The organism is Neobacillus sp. KR4-4, assembly GCF_042136325.1.
Lineage (GTDB): Bacteria > Bacillota > Bacilli > Bacillales > Cytobacillaceae > Neobacillus.
Map to the genome: position 1 here is coordinate 86,732 of NZ_JBHHJU010000016.1, position 17,151 is coordinate 103,882.

General features: G+C 40.6%; 13 protein-coding genes. All 13 read left to right on the plus strand.

Annotated features, from left to right (window positions below):
• The first annotated feature begins 2 nt into the window (after positions 1–2).
• The 13 genes from ACE198_RS16890 to ACE198_RS16950 all read left to right on the plus strand — a co-directional run bounded on the left by ACE198_RS16890 (position 3) and on the right by ACE198_RS16950 (position 17,146).
• The gene (locus ACE198_RS16890; protein WP_375376340.1) at positions 3–995 is read left to right on the plus strand and encodes a LacI family DNA-binding transcriptional regulator; all 993 of its coding nucleotides are present in this window, start codon (positions 3–5) and stop codon (positions 993–995) included.
• Positions 996–1,103: 108 nt separating this feature from the next.
• A complete protein-coding gene (locus tag ACE198_RS16895; RefSeq protein WP_375376341.1) occupies positions 1,104–2,105 on the plus strand; it encodes a sugar-binding protein in 1,002 nt (333 codons plus the stop codon).
• Positions 2,102–3,586: a sensor histidine kinase gene (locus ACE198_RS16900; protein ID WP_375376342.1), complete on the plus strand. Its 1,485-nt coding sequence runs from the start codon at positions 2,102–2,104 to the stop codon at positions 3,584–3,586. The genes ACE198_RS16895 and ACE198_RS16900 overlap by 4 nt, the downstream gene beginning before the upstream one ends.
• Positions 3,561–5,147, plus strand: a complete 1,587-nt coding sequence (locus tag ACE198_RS16905; RefSeq protein ID WP_375376343.1) for a response regulator — start codon at positions 3,561–3,563, stop codon at positions 5,145–5,147. The genes ACE198_RS16900 and ACE198_RS16905 overlap by 26 nt, the downstream gene beginning before the upstream one ends.
• Before the next feature lie 241 nt (positions 5,148–5,388).
• A complete protein-coding gene (gene mglB / locus ACE198_RS16910; RefSeq protein ID WP_098570981.1) occupies positions 5,389–6,450 on the plus strand; it encodes a galactose/glucose ABC transporter substrate-binding protein MglB in 1,062 nt (353 codons plus the stop codon).
• A gap of 355 nt (positions 6,451–6,805) precedes the next feature.
• The gene (mglA, locus tag ACE198_RS16915; protein WP_375376344.1) at positions 6,806–8,311 is read left to right on the plus strand and encodes a galactose/methyl galactoside ABC transporter ATP-binding protein MglA; all 1,506 of its coding nucleotides are present in this window, start codon (positions 6,806–6,808) and stop codon (positions 8,309–8,311) included.
• 12 nt (positions 8,312–8,323) lie between these two features.
• Positions 8,324–9,346, plus strand: a complete 1,023-nt coding sequence (gene mglC, locus ACE198_RS16920) for a galactose/methyl galactoside ABC transporter permease MglC (RefSeq protein WP_375376345.1) — start codon at positions 8,324–8,326, stop codon at positions 9,344–9,346.
• Between the two features lie 235 nt (positions 9,347–9,581).
• A complete protein-coding gene (locus ACE198_RS16925; protein ID WP_375376346.1) occupies positions 9,582–9,764 on the plus strand; it encodes a multidrug transporter in 183 nt (60 codons plus the stop codon).
• A 258-nt stretch (positions 9,765–10,022) separates the two neighbouring features.
• A complete protein-coding gene (locus ACE198_RS16930; RefSeq protein WP_375376347.1) occupies positions 10,023–11,258 on the plus strand; it encodes a Zn-dependent hydrolase in 1,236 nt (411 codons plus the stop codon).
• Positions 11,259–11,405: 147 nt separating this feature from the next.
• Positions 11,406–12,869, plus strand: coding sequence for a PstS family phosphate ABC transporter substrate-binding protein (locus tag ACE198_RS16935; RefSeq protein ID WP_375376348.1), 1,464 nt, complete (start codon positions 11,406–11,408; stop codon positions 12,867–12,869).
• A gap of 461 nt (positions 12,870–13,330) precedes the next feature.
• Positions 13,331–14,764, plus strand: coding sequence for a GntP family permease (locus ACE198_RS16940; protein ID WP_251461376.1), 1,434 nt, complete (start codon positions 13,331–13,333; stop codon positions 14,762–14,764).
• 52 nt (positions 14,765–14,816) lie between these two features.
• Entirely contained in the window at positions 14,817–15,602 is a 786-nt protein-coding gene (locus tag ACE198_RS16945) for a 3-hydroxybutyrate dehydrogenase (protein ID WP_251461378.1), read from the plus strand.
• A gap of 128 nt (positions 15,603–15,730) precedes the next feature.
• The gene (locus ACE198_RS16950) at positions 15,731–17,146 is read left to right on the plus strand and encodes a sigma-54 interaction domain-containing protein (protein WP_375376349.1); all 1,416 of its coding nucleotides are present in this window, start codon (positions 15,731–15,733) and stop codon (positions 17,144–17,146) included.
• Positions 17,147–17,151: the final 5 nt, after the last annotated feature.

Genomic DNA, 17,151 nt, shown 5'->3' on the forward strand with positions numbered 1-17,151 from the left:
TTATGGCTACCATCAAAGATATTGCACATATTGCAGGGGTATCGATTGCAACAGTATCCCGTGTTTTAAATTATGACACCACTCTTTCTGTCAGTGATGAAACGAAGAAAAGGATATTCGAAGTGGCAGAGGAGCTATCTTATAAAAAGAAGACTGCGCGCAAGCAAGAGGCGGGTAAAATTGCTCTTTTGCAATGGTATACCGAAAAGGAAGAACTTGACGATTTATATTACATGTCCATCCGGCTGGGTGTTGAAAACCAATGCCGGCAACATGGGATTCAAGTGGATAAGTATTTTCAAGACAACTATGGGGATTTGAAGGAAGATGATATTCAAGGGCTGATTGCGATTGGAAAATTTAGCAGGAAGCAAGTGAATGATCTCGTTAAGATTACCAAAAATATTGTCTTTGTGGATACCTCGCCAAATGAAGATATGTTTGATTCCATTGTTATTGATTTTGAACGAGCCACTAAAAAAGTGCTTGATTATTTTATTCAAAAGGGTCATGAGAGAATCGGATATATCGGCGGCAGAGAAGTCTTTAAGGATAAAACCTCTTTTATTGAGGACCCTAGAGAATTGACCTTCAAGCGCTTTTTTTCAGAAAAAGGATTGCCCAATGAAGATTATATGTATGTAGGTAACTTTACTGCTGATGATGGTCATGCGTTGATGAAGAAGGCGATACATGAACATCCAGGGGATCAATTACCCACCGCATTTTTTGCGGGTAATGACTCACTAGCGGTTGGCGCATTAAGGGCGCTGTTGGAGGAAGGGATTTCCGTTCCTGATCGTGTGAACATCATAGGGGTCAATGATATCAGCATCTCTAAATATGTCTTCCCATCCTTAAGCACAGTGAAGGTATATACTGAAATTATGGGTGAAACCGCCGTTGACACTCTTTTGGAGAGAATAGCAGGCAGAAAAACAGTCAAGAAAATAATTATTGCCACAGAGTTGATTATTAGGAATAGCAGTTTTTAAAGAAGAGAACTCATCAAAAAATTTGATGAGTTTTTTTGCCATTGTCGAAATATGGGATGTTCCGTATAATGTTTGTAATTAGATAGGTACAGGAATGGGAGCGGATTCATGAGCAGGTTATCGGTGCTGGCATATATTTTTGGAGCTGTATTCTTCGTGGTAAGCTGCTCATTTGCGGTTTTTTATGGGTCGAAGGTCCTTACGCATGATTTGCCTGCAGAGAAAAAGCAATCTAAAGAGTATGACTATCATTTTGTTCTAGTCCCTGAAGAGCTAGATAATGAATATTGGAGACTTGTAGAGCAAGGTGCAAAAGCGGCTGCAGATAAATATGGTGTCCTGTTGGAATATGCAGGGCCTAAGCAAGGGAATATTGAAGACCATTTAAAGACGATTGAAATGTCAGCTGCCTCTAAGGTGGATGGAATCTTAACACAAGGATTGAGTGATGAACAATTTACTCCACTAATTAACCGAGTAGTTTCTAGCGGGATTCCAGTCATTACTGTCGATACAGATGCTGCGAATAGTAAACGACTTGCATATATTGGCACAGATAATTATTATTCTGGATTTCTCGCTGGAAAGGCATTGATTCAAGATACAAAAGGAAAGGCTAATGTCGCAATTATTACTGGAAGATTTTATGCAAACCATCAGAAACAGCGGGTAAAAGGCTTTCAAGATGCGGTTAAAGGGGAAAAAGGCATTCATATTATCGATGTAGTAGAATCCGAAATTAGCAGAGTCCAAGCGGCAGAAAAGGCGTATCAGATTATGAAGGACCATCCAGAGGTCAATGCCTTTTTCGGGACAAGTGCATTAGACGGTATTGGGATTGCCCAAGTAGTCGATAAATTCGTTAAACCTGGAAAAATGTATATTGTTGGATTCGATACCTTGCCAGAAACATTGGAATACATCCGCAGAGGAACCATAAACGCAACTGTAGTGCAGGAGCCCTATGAAATGGGGTATCGGGCTGTAATAATGATGATCGATCATATTGAAGGAAAATCCGTTAACCCTATCGTCCATACGAATACGAAGATTCTAAGAGTTGGGGATTTGCCCTTAAGTCATCTGGACCGAAGGGGAGAGAGAAAATGAGATTATTTAAAATTCGCTCGAAATTACTCCTATACTTCATTGTCCTAGTAGTGTTGTTAACATCTGTCGGCTTCTTTTTCTATAAAAGCAGTGAGAAGTTAGTTATGGAATATGACGATAGTTTTGAACGATTTCTGCTTCTCAATGATATCTCAAAGAGAACAAATTTGATTACCGAAAATCTGCGTGGCTATCTTTTAGATAAGGAAACTTCTTATCTAAGTGATTATAAGAAGGAAAAGCTCAAGTTAATTACTGACCAAAAGCGGCTTAATGAAGAAATGGACAATCATGATATTTCATATATTAATTATAAAAACATGATTGATAGCTTTTTAGATGAATGCGATGCAACGGTAGGTGCTTTCGAGAAGGATGATATAAACAGTTATTCCAATCATTTTAATGGAGTTTTGAAAATCGCCTCCTTTCTCCAAGAGAGAACGCTGGCACTATTAAATAATAAACTGACTGACTATCAAAAATTTTATGCTCAAATGGAGAAGCAGAACCATTACTATAAACTATTGTCCATCTCACTATTTGCAGCAGCTTTTTTCCTTAGTACCTTGCTTGCCCTCTGGATTTCTGGCGGGATTACAAAACCAATTAGTCTGTTATCTGCGGCTGCAAAGCAAATTTCAAAGGGGAATTTATCCGGTGAGGATATTAAGGTTACAACAAAAGATGAATTAAAGCCACTAACAGAAACCTTCAATCAAATGAGAACCAATTTACGTCAGCTAGTCACTGAAATTAAACAAAAGTCTGAATTGGATAAGCTTCTTAAAGAATTGGAGTTACGGAGCCTCCAAAACCAAATTAATCCTCATTTTTTGTTCAATACGTTGAATACGGTTTCAAAGATGGCGTATTTGGAGGAAGCAGAACAGACTTCGAGATTAATAGAAGCCGTGGCTGCGATACTCCGGTATAACTTAACTGATTTCGATAAAGCATCAACCTTAAGAGAAGAAGTAAGAATTGTCCAAGAGTATTTTTATATCCAACAAACCCGGTTCGGGGAACGGATTTCATTTATAACGGAGATCGAGGATGATTGTCTGGATATTGAAATCCCTAGTTTAATTCTGCAGCCATTAGTAGAAAACGCCTTCATGCATGGAGTAGAATCCTACGAAGAGAATGGGGTAATCAGGCTCCGTATTTACCAACATAATGATCGGATCCATGTGGAGGTCATTGATAATGGGGCAGGGATGGATGAGAGTACTAAAAAAAGATTGCTTACTTACGTAGAAGGTACTGAACCGGAAGAGGGGTCCGAGCCGGATAAATCAAAAGGTCAATCAAATGGTATTGGTGTAAAAAATGTGATCAGAAGGCTGCAGCTCTTTTATAGGCGAAATGACATAGTAGAAATTGAATCCAAGCCTCTGTACGGAACAAATTTTAGACTAACAATTCCGGGCGTCGCCAAAGGGGGAAGTGTACTTGTTAAAAATACTTATAGTGGATGATGAAATTTTGGAGCGAACGGCATTAACGAAAATCATTAACCGATCTTCGGAGGACGTAATGGTCATTGGAGAAGCCCCCAATGGAAGAATCGCAATTGAAATGGCCACGGAACACCGACCAGATATTATTTTTATGGATATAAAAATGCCAGGGATTGATGGTGTACAGGCGGTCAAAGCTATAAAAAAAATCAATCCCTCGATTCGATTTATTATGGTTTCCGCCTTTAATACATTTGAATATGCGAAAGAAGTAATGCAGCAGGGGGTTAAGGAATACATCTTAAAACCAAGCAGAAAGCAAGATATACTTGCGGCATTAGAGCGGGTTTGTGCTGAAATCCTTGAAGAAAGCAAACAGCGAGAAGAACAACAAAGTTTACGAGATAACCTGGATCGTGCAGTATCCATCGCGCAAAAAGAATGGGTATCGACGGTTTTAGTAAATCAAGTTCAGGATATCACTTTTGATGAATGGGGCCAGCTCCTGGGGGTAGAAATTACTTCAGGGTATATTATGCTTTTCTCGCTGCGGCCGAAAGGAATGACTGAATTATCCGCAGATCAAAAGCAGAACTGGTATTTATGGCTTAAGGATACCCTGAATTCTGTCATGATGAAACAGGAAATGATGGTTGGCCCGCTAACAGATTCACAAGTACCTGTTTTATTCCTTTGTAAAAAAGTAACGGAAAAGGTCCATTTTAAAACAAATGCACTGGCTGTCATCGATAGCCTGAACCGACTTTTTGAAAAAAAGAGTTATCATGCTGAGCTAAGGATTGGAGTCGGACTTCCATATAATCATGCCCACGAGCTAAATAAGTCCTATCTTGAAGCACTTATGGCTTTGCAGCAGATGGCAAAGACCCCTGAGCGTAAGTATTTATTTGCAGTGAAACAAGGCTCGGCTGAACTGTCCTCCTCTTCGGAAGTATTAGAGATTGAGAAAAAGCTATTAGAGGCTGTCAGACAGGGAGACGTCAATCAAGTATTGTTCATTTTTGAATCGTTCGCAGAGATGCTGGCTGAGGATAAGAATATAAAAGGATCGTCAGTAAAAAAAGCCTTTGACGAGATGTTTATTCTCGTTTCACGAATGCTTCATGATTTAGGGATTAGCTATGAACGAACACCTGCAATAGAAGAGTCTGAAGATATTATGGCGATTTTCGAAAAAGGGAAAGCCCATTTATTGGCGGTGGTTCATCAGGTTCAGATTTGGAGAAATGATCATGCCAAGGGAATGCTGCATAAAGCAAAGGAATATATCGAAATTCACTATGCTGATTCTCTTACATTGGAACAGGTAGCGGAATATGTGGAACTTAGTCCTTTCTATTTTAGTAAATTATTTAAGGATCGGTTCGGAATGACCTTTATTGATTATTTAACGGAAATAAGAATTAAACATGCTAAGGCTGAAATGGTTGATCCGGGAAAAAGCTTGAAGGAAATATGCTACTCCATCGGATATAAGGACCCAAACTATTTTAGCCGAGTGTTTAAGAAACACACTGGCTTATCGCCAACTGAATTTCGCAAAGTAACAGTAGGTTAATATTTCTTGCTTATGAGATCAATCTGCATTCGTGGATTGGTCAATTTTTAGTGGAAAGAAGAAATTTTTTATAATAAAGCGTTTGCAAAAAAGTCTAGATAATCGCAAATTAGTGCTAGACTTTTGACCTATTGAGGGGAATCCCTCCATGCTAACATATGTGTAAGGGCTTACACTAAGGTTAGCGAAGCGATGTGCTGCTTACCAGGGTCTTACTAAATAGTAAAAGGAGAATGACAACATGTTTAAAAAGAAAAAGGGGTTAATTCTATCTTTAACAGTTGCATCTAGTATTCTATTAGCAACAGGCTGCAGTGATTCGACAAGTGGTAAGGATTCTGGATCAGGTAAGGACAACAGTCTTCCAGCTGTTGGTGCAACCATTTACAAATTTGATGACAACTTTATGTCCTACGTTCGTCGTGCAATGGAGACTTCCGCAGATGGCAAAGCAAAGCTGATGTTGAATGACTCTCAAAACGACCAAGCAAAACAAATTGAGCAAGTGGATACACTTATTGCCAAAGGAGCTAAGTCTCTAGCAATCAACTTAGTTGATCCAAAAGCGGCTCAAACGATTATCGATAAAGCGAAGCCAAAAAATATTCCAGTTATCTTCTTCAACAAAGAGCCAGATGCAAGCGTATTAAAGGGCTATGATAAAGCTTACTATGTTGGAACGACCTCTTCAGAATCAGGTGTTCTTCAAGGTCAACTGATTGCAAAAGCTTGGGAAGCTAACAAAGATAAATATGATAAAAACAAAGATGGAAAACTTCAATACGTGTTATTAAAAGGCGAGCCAGGGCACCCGGATGCAGAAGCACGTACAAAATTTGCAGTCGATACTGTAAAAGAAAAAGGTATCCAAGTAGAAGAATTAGCAATGGATACTGCGATGTGGGATGCAACAAAAGCTACTGAAAAAATGGATGCTTGGTTAGCTAAGTATAGTGACAAGATTGAGTTTGTTATTGCTAACAACGATGGAATGGCGTTAGGTGCAGTTGCTTCTCTTGAAAAAGCAGGCTATTTCTCTGGCGATAAATTCATGCCAGTAGTAGGTGTTGACGCGATTCCAGAAGCACTTGAAATGATTGAAAAGGGCAAAATGGTGGGTACGGTCTTAAACGATGCTAAAAACCAAGGTAAAGCAACAATTGAGCTTGCAACTAATGCAGCAAACGGTAAAGACGTATTAGACGGAACAGAATGGAAGCTTGATGATAATAAAGCCGTACGTGTTCCTTACATTGAAATTACAAAAGATAATATCCAAGTGGGTAAAGACGCATACAAGTAAGAAAGCGGAAGCGCCTTGTCCAGGGGCGACAGGCGTAAGACGAGCCGGCATGAAGGTTGTTCTTTAACCTTCTTGTCGGATTGGCTTATGACCCCGAGCCCCTAGGCGCTGCAGCTAGACTGTAAGCATTAATCCAGTCGAAGCGCCTTGTCCAGGAAAAAAGGGTTCATTTTTCCCCAGGGGCTGAAACAGCCCCAAGGCGCTCTTCGAACGAAGGAAAAGGGTACGCTTTTCTTTCGTTCGGAGTAAGACTCCTTCGAAATGGGAGCTGGACACCGTATTTAAATAAAAAATTCATATAAGGCACCTAATGAGTGTCTTATATCTTCAAATGGTTTAACAAGGAGGTTCGCTCATGTCAGAATCCAGAACTACCAATCTACTTGAAATGCTAAACATAACGAAACGATTCCCTGGGGTGCTAGCTTTAAATAATGTGCCCCTTAAAGTAAAGCCCGGATCGGTCCATGCTTTAATGGGCGAAAATGGTGCTGGAAAATCAACACTAATGAAATGCCTATTTGGGATTTATTCGATGGATGAAGGGAAAATCCTTTTTGATGGAAAAGAGGTTTCCTTTGCCAATTCAAAGCAGGCACTTGAAAATGGCGTATCGATGGTGCACCAAGAACTAAATCAGGTCCGTCAACAGAATGTTATGGATAATATCTGGCTCGGCCGGTATCCGAAAAAAGGTATTTTCATAGATGAAAAGAAAATGTATGAAGATACAGCAGCGATATTTAAAAGTTTAGACATCAATATTGATCCGCGCAGTAAGGTGAGTACGCTATCCGTTTCCGAAATGCAGATGGTAGAGATTGCAAAGGCGGTTTCTTATCATTCAAAGATTATTGTAATGGACGAACCTACCTCATCCTTAACAGAAACCGAAGTAAATCATCTATTTAGAATCATTAGAAGACTGCAAAGTGAGAATGTAGCGATTATCTATATATCTCACAAAATGGAGGAAATCTTGAAGATTTCTGATGAAGTAACCATCATGCGTGACGGTCAGTATATTGCAACCAAAAGTGCCAAAGACCTCACCACAGACGAAATCATCAAACTAATGGTTGGCCGTGACTTATCACAGCGCTTCCCTGCTAAGGCTAATAAGCCTGGGGAGGTCATATTGAAAGTCTCAGATCTGACGGCAGAAACACAACCTTCTTTTTCTAATGTAAGTTTTGAGCTAAGAAAAGGCGAAATATTAGGGATTGCCGGCTTAGTTGGATCCAAGCGGACAGAGGTTGTTGAAGCACTGTTTGGGATAAGGGCGATCACATCAGGATCGATTGAATTAAATGGCAAGGTGGTCAAAAATCATTCGCCGCAGCATGCTATCAAAAACGGCTTTGCCCTTGTGACGGAAGAAAGAAGATCAACAGGGATCTTCCCTGATTTGAGTATCAGTTTTAACTCGATCATTTCAAACATGAAGCAATATAAAACTAAAAGCGGGTTCCTATCCGACCGCAAAGTTGCTGACGATACGCAATGGGTGATTGATTCGATGAAAGTAAAAACCCCATCACAAAAGACATCTATCGGCAGTCTTTCAGGTGGTAACCAGCAAAAGGTCATTATTGGACGCTGGCTGTTAACCAAACCGGAAATTTTATTGCTCGATGAACCGACACGTGGAATTGACGTTGGGGCGAAGTTCGAAATTTACCAGTTAATTAATGAGTTAGCTGCTGAAGGAAAAGGAATTATCATGATTTCTTCAGAAATGCCAGAGCTTCTGGGCGTTTCTGACCGAATTTTGGTTATGAGTAATGGTAAAGCAGCTGGGATTGTCGAAACGGCAACAACATCCCAAGAAGAAATCATGAGCTTAGCAGCTTTGTATTAGGAGGAGATGCAAATGAATAAATCAGCCGCACAAAAAGGCAGTATAACCAAGTTGCTCTTTGATAATGTGATATATGTATTTTTAATCCTGCTAGTCATTGGAATCGTAATCGCTTCTCCTGACTTTCTATCAGTAACAAATCTTATCAATATCCTTAGTCAGTCTTCTTCCCGGATTATTATTGCCCTAGGGATGGCCGGAATTCTGATTACCGCTGGAACAGACTTATCCGCAGGACGGATGGTCGGACTCGCTGCTGTTGTGTCTGCATCTATGCTGCAAGCTGGTGATTATGCTTATAAAATGTATCCGAACCTTCCAGAATTACCGTTAATTGTCCCAATTTTGATTGCCATGATTGCAACAGGTTTAATTTCTACATTAAATGGTGTAATTGTAGCCAAGTTACACGTGCCGCCGTTCATCGCTACATTAGGTATGATGATTGGTGTATACGGAATCACTTCTATTTACTTTGACCGCCCGCCCTATGGCGCACAGCCAATCGGCGGATTAAGCGAAAAATTTACAACCTTTGCCCAACGCGGGATTCCAATTGGATCCTATGAACTTCCCTATTTGGTTATTTATGCAATTGCAGCAACCGTAATTATCTGGGTTATTTGGAATAAAACACAATTAGGTAAAAACATGTATGCAATCGGTGGGAACCCTGAAGCGGCAAAGGTTTCAGGTGTTAACGTGGCAAGAAACCTAATCATTATCTATATGATTGCAGGTCTATTATATGGCTTTTCAGGTACGCTTGAGGCGGGTCGTGTAGGCAGTGCAACAAACAATACAGGAAACATGTACGAATTAGATGCCATCGCAGCCTGCGTAGTCGGTGGGGTATCACTTTCAGGTGGTATCGGATCGGTCCCAGGCGTAGTAACCGGGGTATTAATATTCCAAATCATCAACTACGGTCTAGCCTTCCTTGGCGTAAGTCCATACATCCAATTCATCGTAAAAGGACTAATCATCGTCGTAGCAGTAGCCTTCGACATGCGCAAACACGCAAAGAAAAAATAAATTTAATGTTTTGGCGTCAGTTTTGGTGTCAGTTTTGGTGTCAGTTTTGGTGTCAGTTTTGGTGTCAGGCACCGTTCGTGGACAGTTGTCCACGAGCGGTGCCTGACACCTTTTTTTATACAAACTATCAAATATTTTGTAGGTGGGATTTGATGTTTTGTCTAATGACAGGGCTAGGCCGTGGTGTATAATAAAGGTATTGACTGAATATTTACATAAATTTTAGAGTTAGGCTGTGTTAAAGGTTAATGTTGATTTTAGCACTCTGTTGATTGGAGTGGAAGGCACGAAGACTCCTGCGGGAGTACGGGGCAGGGGAGACCCCGCAGGAGCAAAGCGACGAGGAGAAAGAAATGCGGAAGCGCCTTGTTCAGCCCCGACAAGCGCTGGAGGGCCTGTCGTTGAAGTCGTTCTTTGACTTCAGCGGCAGGACCGAAGCGACCTCGAGGGGCTAGGCGCTGTAGCTGGACAGGCTCCCCGGCACGCCCGCGGAAAGAGAAGTGCCTGGAACGGAAATCAACAGACAAGTTTAACACAGGCTTCAGATGAGCAAAATTTAGGTCCAAGAGCTGCATAATGTTCATATTCCGCAAAATTCCGTTTTAATCCTCCATGAGATTTATTAACCAATGAATCATTCTCGTAATCTCACTCAAAAAAAAGGGAGTGTTTAATCATGCAACGACAAAAGTTATTGATTAATGGAGAAAGACTAAAAACGACATTAGAACAATTTGCAAACTTTGGCCGGACAGAAAACAATGGAGTCACAAGGCTTTCGTTATCAAAAGAAGATATTCGGGTAAGAGATTATTTTCGTTCTTGCTGCGAGGAGTTAGGGCTGACAGTCACGGTAGATGATATGGGCTGTATGTATGCGACATTAGCTGGGACTGAAGATAAGCCGCCCATTCTGATTGGCTCCCACTTGGATTCGGTAAAAAAAGGCGGCCGATTTGATGGTGTGCTGGGGGTTGTCGCTGGGTTAGAAGTAGTCAGAACGTTGGTCGAGAATCAAATAAAACCACAAATCCCAATTACCATTGTTAATTTTACAAACGAAGAAGGGGCAAGGTTCGAACCATCGATGATGGCATCAGGGGTGCTCTCTGGTAAATTTAATAAGGAAGTAATGCTGAAAAAGGTAGATTCAGAGGGAGTTACCTTTGGTGAGGCTTTAAAGGCAAGCGGGTACGAAGGCGAAGTAGGGAATCGGTTGAAAGAGGCAACGGCCCTTTTGGAGCTTCATATAGAACAAGGCCCGATTCTTGAAAAAGAGGATCTCTCGATTGGTGTTGTAGAATGTGTGGTGGGAATGGCCTGCTATGAGATTGAAGTAACGGGAGAATCCGACCATGCCGGTACTACACCAATGAATATGAGAAAGGATGCCCTGTTTGCTGCCAATAACTTAATCAATGAAATCCGCAGGCGGTTAGGGGGATTGGATGAAGATTTAGTCTTCACGATTGGCAGGGTGAGTGTGTACCCAAGCATTCATACGGTCATTCCGAACAAGGTTGTCTTTACTCTAGAAGCGCGCCATAAAGATATGGAAATTGTCCGTACGGTTAAAAACTTTATCGAATCACTTCCAAGTTTAACTTCACTTCATGAAGGCTGTGAGGTAAAAACAACAAAATTATGGGAGCGTGACACAGTCTGGTTCCAACCAGAGATCTGTCAACTATTTGAAGAATCCGCACAATCACTCGGATATTCTAACCGAAAAATGGTTTCAGGTGCAGGACATGATGCCCAGTTCATTGCCAGCTTCGTGCCTACTGCGATGCTGTTCGTTCCAAGCATTAATGGCAAGAGCCATTGTGAAGAGGAATTAACGACGTGGGAAGACTGTGAAAAGGGGATTAATGTTTTATTGGATACAGTTTTGACCATGCTGTCAAAATAAGAAATGACAAATCATAGATTTTAAGGAAGACCCTTTTGCAATGCGGAGGGGTCTTTTTTTATGTAGGAGTTTATTGTAAAAAGTTATAATAAAGTGTAAAATTACACTATATAAAATCATCGAAAAAATATCAAAAGGGAGCCGGACATGGGGAAAATAGTAAAGTTCTTGTTACTGTATTTTGGAATCGTGCCACTGATTTTTAGTTTTTTCGCATTCGCGATTATGACGGTGTTTGATAATACTTTGCTTGCCGCACTACCTGGATTAATAGTTGCTGGGTGTTTGACCGGGTTCCTCGTAAGCAGGAAGCACTTGAAGCAGGAAAACCTAAAGGACTATATCGTCCTTGTTCTTATTCCGCTTGCCTATACTGCGTTCCTTTGGGCCCTGTTTATGCTGATTACCAAAGGGTTTTACGGGGCGGATGCTTGGCTGTTTTATAGTATTTTTCATTTGGTCTACGCGCCAAACTATTTTATTGCCATGCTTATGGGAGAAGGAAGATTATTTCTGGGGGCACCAATAGCATACGAGCTTTCCTTTATTTTCGGAGCAGCGCTTGCCATAATAAAGGAGAGAAAGCTCCCAGATTTCAATAAAAAACGCTTCCTGTCAGTGATAATGATATTTATGCTTGCAATCGGTACAGGTGCCGCTGTTCAATGGCATCGCAGTAAAACGGTCCTTCCATCCTATGGGTTTGAATATGGAGGAGGATATTCTAGTACTGATCTCTATCCTTATGATGTGAATAATCCAGATAATATCCTGCCGAAGTTGAAAACTGCTTCAACCTTTACAATTAAAAACCAAAGTGAAATGCCTATATTAGATGGAGCAGAAGCCGCATTTCCTGTGTATTCTGCTTTTGCCAATGCAGCCTATGAAAATATTGAAAAAGTGTATCAAGAATACGGGGAAGTTGTCACCTTTACTAATACGATTTATGCCTATGAGCGGCTTTTACAAGGTGATGTTGATATTTACTTTGGAGCAGAGCCGTCAAAAGAACAGCAGCAAATGGCGAAAGAGGCAGGTAAAGAACTAGTTATGACCCCAATAGGGAAGGAAGCGTTTGTCTTTTTCGTCAATCCAGATAATAAGGTGGATAGCCTAGCTGTCTCAGAGATTAAAGGCATCTACACAGGAAAAATTAAAAACTGGTCAAAACTAGGCGGCGAGGATGAAAAAATTATTGCCTTCCAGCGTCCTAAAAATTCTGGGAGTCAAACGCTTCTGGAGAAAATCATGGGCGGCACGCCCATCATGAAGCCTCTGAAGGAAGATGTACCTGAAGGGATGGGCGGAATTATCGAGCAGGTAGCCGATTACCGAAACTATGACAATTCAATAGGCTTTTCGTTTCGATTCTATGCAACGGGAATGAAGGCAAATACAGATATCAAGCTATTGGCGATTAATGGGATTGAACCAAATCCTGAAAACATTGCGAGCGGTAAATACCCTTTCACCGCCTCGCTCTATGCTATTACAGTAAAGGACAACAAAAAAATGCAATCGATCCAGCCATTCCTGGAATGGATGCAGGGACCACAAGGCCAAGAGATCGTTGAAGAGATTGGTTATATAAAACTAACTAAGAATTAAGAAGTCATTTTCGTGTAAGTAAAAAGGCGGGGAGCGCATAAATAGGCTCTTCGCTTTTCTTTTTGTGATTGTCCGCTTTTTTAAGATTTTTTGATTATTAAGGGTTCGTCTTTATTTTTTCTAAGTAACTGCCATTTCCAGTTATCCTTTAAACGTTTTTGGCTGCACAGTTTTTGAGTTTTAAAATAAATTCCAGAAATGCGGAAAAAATCCGCTTTTCCGGAATCGAAAGCGTAAATAATTTCCGGAATTACGGAATATGAAATTGGTACAATGGTGGATTATTGTGAGCACGTTTTATATTTAATATAATGATAGTGTGATAATACTGAAAATTTATATTTTTAAAAATTAACAAATAGAATTGGCATGGAACTTGCAAATATTAAAGTGAACTTCAGTTTGCAAGCGCTTACTAAAAGGGACTGAAGCTCAATTCAAACTTAAAAAGGGGGATTTAAATGCAATTATTGATTATTCTTTTATCGCTTGGACTATTAATGTTTGTTGCCTATCGGGGTTTTTCTGTTATCTTATTTGCTCCCATCTGTGCACTTTTAGCTGTTTTACTTGTGGACCCCAGCCATGTATTACCGTTCTTTTCCGGCGTCTTCATGGAAAAAATGGTCGGATTTATTAAATCTTACTTCCCGGTCTTCTTATTAGGAGCGATTTTTGGTAAAGTGGTTGAAATGTCAGGGATTGCTGAATCCATCGCTAAGACAATTGTCCGCTGGCTTGGTGCAAAACGTGCGATGCTAACCATCGTATTATTGGGCGCCATTTTAACATATAGCGGTGTCAGTTTATTTGTAGCTGTTTTCGCTATTTACCCATTTGCTGCTCAAATGTTCAGGGAAGCGAATATCCCTAAGCGCTTAATCCCAGGGACAATCGCGCTTGGTGCTTTCACATTTACCATGGATGCTCTGCCGGGAACACCGCAAATTCAAAACGTAATCCCTATTCAATTCTTTAAAACAAATATTTATGCCGCTCCAACTCTTGGAATTATTGGTGCTATTTTTGTCCTAGGCCTAGGGCTCTTATATCTTGAAACACGCAGGAAAAAGGCTGCAAAAGCAGGGGAAGGTTACTTTGGATTTGGGACAGAGAATGCAGCGGCATTGGCTGAAGCCAATCAGAAGGAAACAGAGGTTCCAGATTTAACTTCTCAGCAATCTGTTTTAAAACAAATAATGGCGTTTGTACCGCTTATATTAGTAGGGGTTACCAATAAACTTTTCATCACATACATTCCAAAATGGTATCCGAACGGTTTTGATTTTTCCGCCATTGGTCTAAAAGCGTATGTAATAGATGTTCCTACTGTTGCCGCGATTTGGGCAATTGAAATGGCTCTAGTCGTTGGGATTATTACATCACTTGCTTTTGATTGGAAGCGAGTAAAGGTAAACTTTAAAGAAGGATTAAACCTAAGTATTGCTGGTGCCTTGCTTGCAACCATGAACACAGGTGCTGAATACGGCTTTGGAGGGGTTATTGCTGCTCTTCCTGGATTTACAAAAATCAGTGATGGAATTTCTAGTACCTTTACAAATCCGCTTGTTAACGGTGCGGTAACAACTAGTTCCCTTGCAGGGATTACTGGTTCTGCCTCGGGTGGTATGGGGATTGCATTGGGAGCGATGGCTGATAAATACAATCAAGCAATTGCAGCAGCGAACATTCCCCCAGAGGTAATGCACCGTGTTGTTGCCATGGCATCAGGCGGGATGGATACACTTCCACACAACGGTGCTGTTATTACATTACTGGCTGTTACTGGATTAACACACAAGCAATCATATCGCGACATTTTCGCTGTTACGATCATAAAAACCGTGGCTGTATTCTTTGTTATCGGTCTCTACACTTTATTTGGGATTATTTAATGAGGATTCAAATTTAGAAGCATAGTTTTCTGTTATTAAGGAGGATGCTCGAATGAGCAAGGCATTAAAAGGAAAAACAGCATTTATTACCGGGTCCGCTAGTGGAATTGGATTAGAGATTGCAAAAACCTTTGCAGAGGAAGGAGCAAAAGTAGTCATCTCTGATTTAAATGCTAGTAAAAGTGAAGAAGTAGCTTCCGAACTAAGGAAGCAAGGATTTGAAGCACTAGCAGCCCCATGTGATGTAACTGATGAAGAGGCATTTAAAAATAGTCTTGAGTCTGCTTATCAAACTTTCGGAAGCATTGATATTTTAGTCAATAATGCAGGGATGCAATATGTTTCACCCATTGAAGAGTTTCCTACAGAAAAATTTGAATTACTGGTCAAAATCATGTTAACGGCCCCCTTCATCGGGATTAAACATGTGTTCCCAATCATGAAGAAACAGGGCTTTGGAAGAGTCATCAATATGGCTTCTATTAATGGTGTCATTGGGTTTGCTGGTAAGGCGGCCTACAATAGTGCCAAGCACGGTGTCATTGGTTTAACAAAGGTTGCTGCATTGGAAGGCGCAGCCAATGGAATCACAGTAAATGCTTTATGTCCTGGTTATGTCGATACACCGCTAGTCAGAAACCAACTAGGGGATTTGGCTAAAACTAGAAATGTCAGCTTAGATCGTGTCATTGAGGAAGTACTCTTCCCGCTAGTTCCACAAAGGAGATTATTATCCGTATCAGAAATTGCTGACTATGCTGTCTTTCTAGCAAGCGATAAAGGAAGAGGTGTTACTGGCCAAGCGGTCATTCTCGATGGAGGCTACACGGCTCAATAAGGTATGGAAGAATCCTATTCGGATATTCGAATAGGATTTTCATATTGTATGGGAAAAAAATCTAGTCTCTAAAGTGAAGAATCCGTTTGGTATAATGGTTTTATCAAAACGGTAAAGGTGGGGAAAGAATGTATCCTGGTTTTGAGGGGATTCCTAATAATTGGTACGAGCAAATTATTAATCTAATAGCGGAACGAATTGTCGTGGTAGATCACGAAGGGATTATTCTTTATATAAATGAGGCATATTGCGAGTTTTTAGGAACAACCGTGAAAGATGCCGTCCACCGGCCTGTACAGGATGTCATTCAAAACTCGCGAATGCACATCGTCGCCAAGACAGGGCAAAAAGAACTTGCTGCACTTCATCCCATCAATGGCAGTGAAATGATTGCTAATCGTCTTCCTATAATGGAGGCTGGAAAAGTAGTCGGCGCGGTCGGAACGGTCATGTTTCGCACCCCGGAAGAATGGCGAATGTATAAAACGAAAATACAGGGACTTGTTGAAGAATTAAAGTATTATAAAACAAAAGCTGAAAAAGAGCTAACAAGTAAATACCGTTTCAACCATTTAATTGGGAATAGTGCTGCGTTTACAGCAACTAAAAAACTAGCAGAAAGAATTTCTGAAAGCAACTCATCCGTTTTATTGATAGGAGAGTCAGGTACTGGAAAGGAATTATTTGCACACGCCATTCATAATAGCAGCATGCGTGCCTCCCTGCCTTTTATTGCAATTAATTGTGCGTCAATACCAGAACATTTACTAGAATCAGAGCTGTTTGGATATGAAGATGGTGCATTTACAGGGGCAAAGAAAGGCGGCAAGAAGGGTAAGTTTGAAATTGCTAATAATGGGACACTGTTTCTAGATGAAATTGGAGACATGCCACTCTCGATGCAAAGTAAGCTTTTAAGAGTCTTGCAGGAAAAAGAGGTGCAGCGGGTGGGGGGGCAAAAGTCGATAGTTGTAGATGTTCGTATTATCGCAGCTACACACCGTGATTTAGAGAAGTTGGTGGAGGAAGGAACCTTTCGTCAGGATTTATACTATCGATTAAATGTCATCAAAATAGACATTCCCCCTCTAAGAGAACGAAAAGAGGATATTCCGCTTATTTCCCAAAGTTTATTGAAAAAATTAGAAGGAAAATTTTATCGTAAAGGGATCGAGTTGTCTGCTTCCGTAAAGGATAGACTAATGCAGCATTCGTGGCCAGGAAACATCCGGGAACTTGAGAATGTATTGGAACGGTCGATCAATGTCTTAGATGGAAAAACAATTGAAGTGGCCCATCTGCCTTTATACTTGCGTGACATGGAGTTGGAGACACATCATGATATTACAGACGAGAATAATCAGCCAGCTAGGAAATCAGCATTACCGATTTCCTCATTAAGAGAAACTCTTGCGGTTGCGGAAAAGGCAGCAATGATCAATGCACTAAACGTAACAAATGGCAATAAGCAAGAAGCTGCTAAACTACTTGAAATTGGAAAAACTAGTTTTTATGAAAAGTGCAAATTGTATGCTATTAAATAGGATCA

What these genes read in the sequence shown, in the direction of transcription:
- ACE198_RS16890 (WP_375376340.1), top strand. Translation starts at nt 3, where the DNA reads ATGGCTACCATCAAAGATATTGCACATATTGCAGGGGTATCGATTGCA.
- ACE198_RS16895 (WP_375376341.1), top strand. Translation starts at nt 1,104, where the DNA reads ATGAGCAGGTTATCGGTGCTGGCATATATTTTTGGAGCTGTATTCTTC.
- ACE198_RS16900 (WP_375376342.1), top strand. Translation starts at nt 2,102, where the DNA reads ATGAGATTATTTAAAATTCGCTCGAAATTACTCCTATACTTCATTGTC.
- mglB (WP_098570981.1), top strand. Translation starts at nt 5,389, where the DNA reads ATGTTTAAAAAGAAAAAGGGGTTAATTCTATCTTTAACAGTTGCATCT.
- mglA (WP_375376344.1), top strand. Translation starts at nt 6,806, where the DNA reads ATGTCAGAATCCAGAACTACCAATCTACTTGAAATGCTAAACATAACG.
- mglC (WP_375376345.1), top strand. Translation starts at nt 8,324, where the DNA reads ATGAATAAATCAGCCGCACAAAAAGGCAGTATAACCAAGTTGCTCTTT.
- ACE198_RS16930 (WP_375376347.1), top strand. Translation starts at nt 10,023, where the DNA reads ATGCAACGACAAAAGTTATTGATTAATGGAGAAAGACTAAAAACGACA.
- ACE198_RS16935 (WP_375376348.1), top strand. Translation starts at nt 11,406, where the DNA reads ATGGGGAAAATAGTAAAGTTCTTGTTACTGTATTTTGGAATCGTGCCA.
- ACE198_RS16940 (WP_251461376.1), top strand. Translation starts at nt 13,331, where the DNA reads ATGCAATTATTGATTATTCTTTTATCGCTTGGACTATTAATGTTTGTT.
- ACE198_RS16945 (WP_251461378.1), top strand. Translation starts at nt 14,817, where the DNA reads ATGAGCAAGGCATTAAAAGGAAAAACAGCATTTATTACCGGGTCCGCT.
- ACE198_RS16950 (WP_375376349.1), top strand. Translation starts at nt 15,731, where the DNA reads ATGTATCCTGGTTTTGAGGGGATTCCTAATAATTGGTACGAGCAAATT.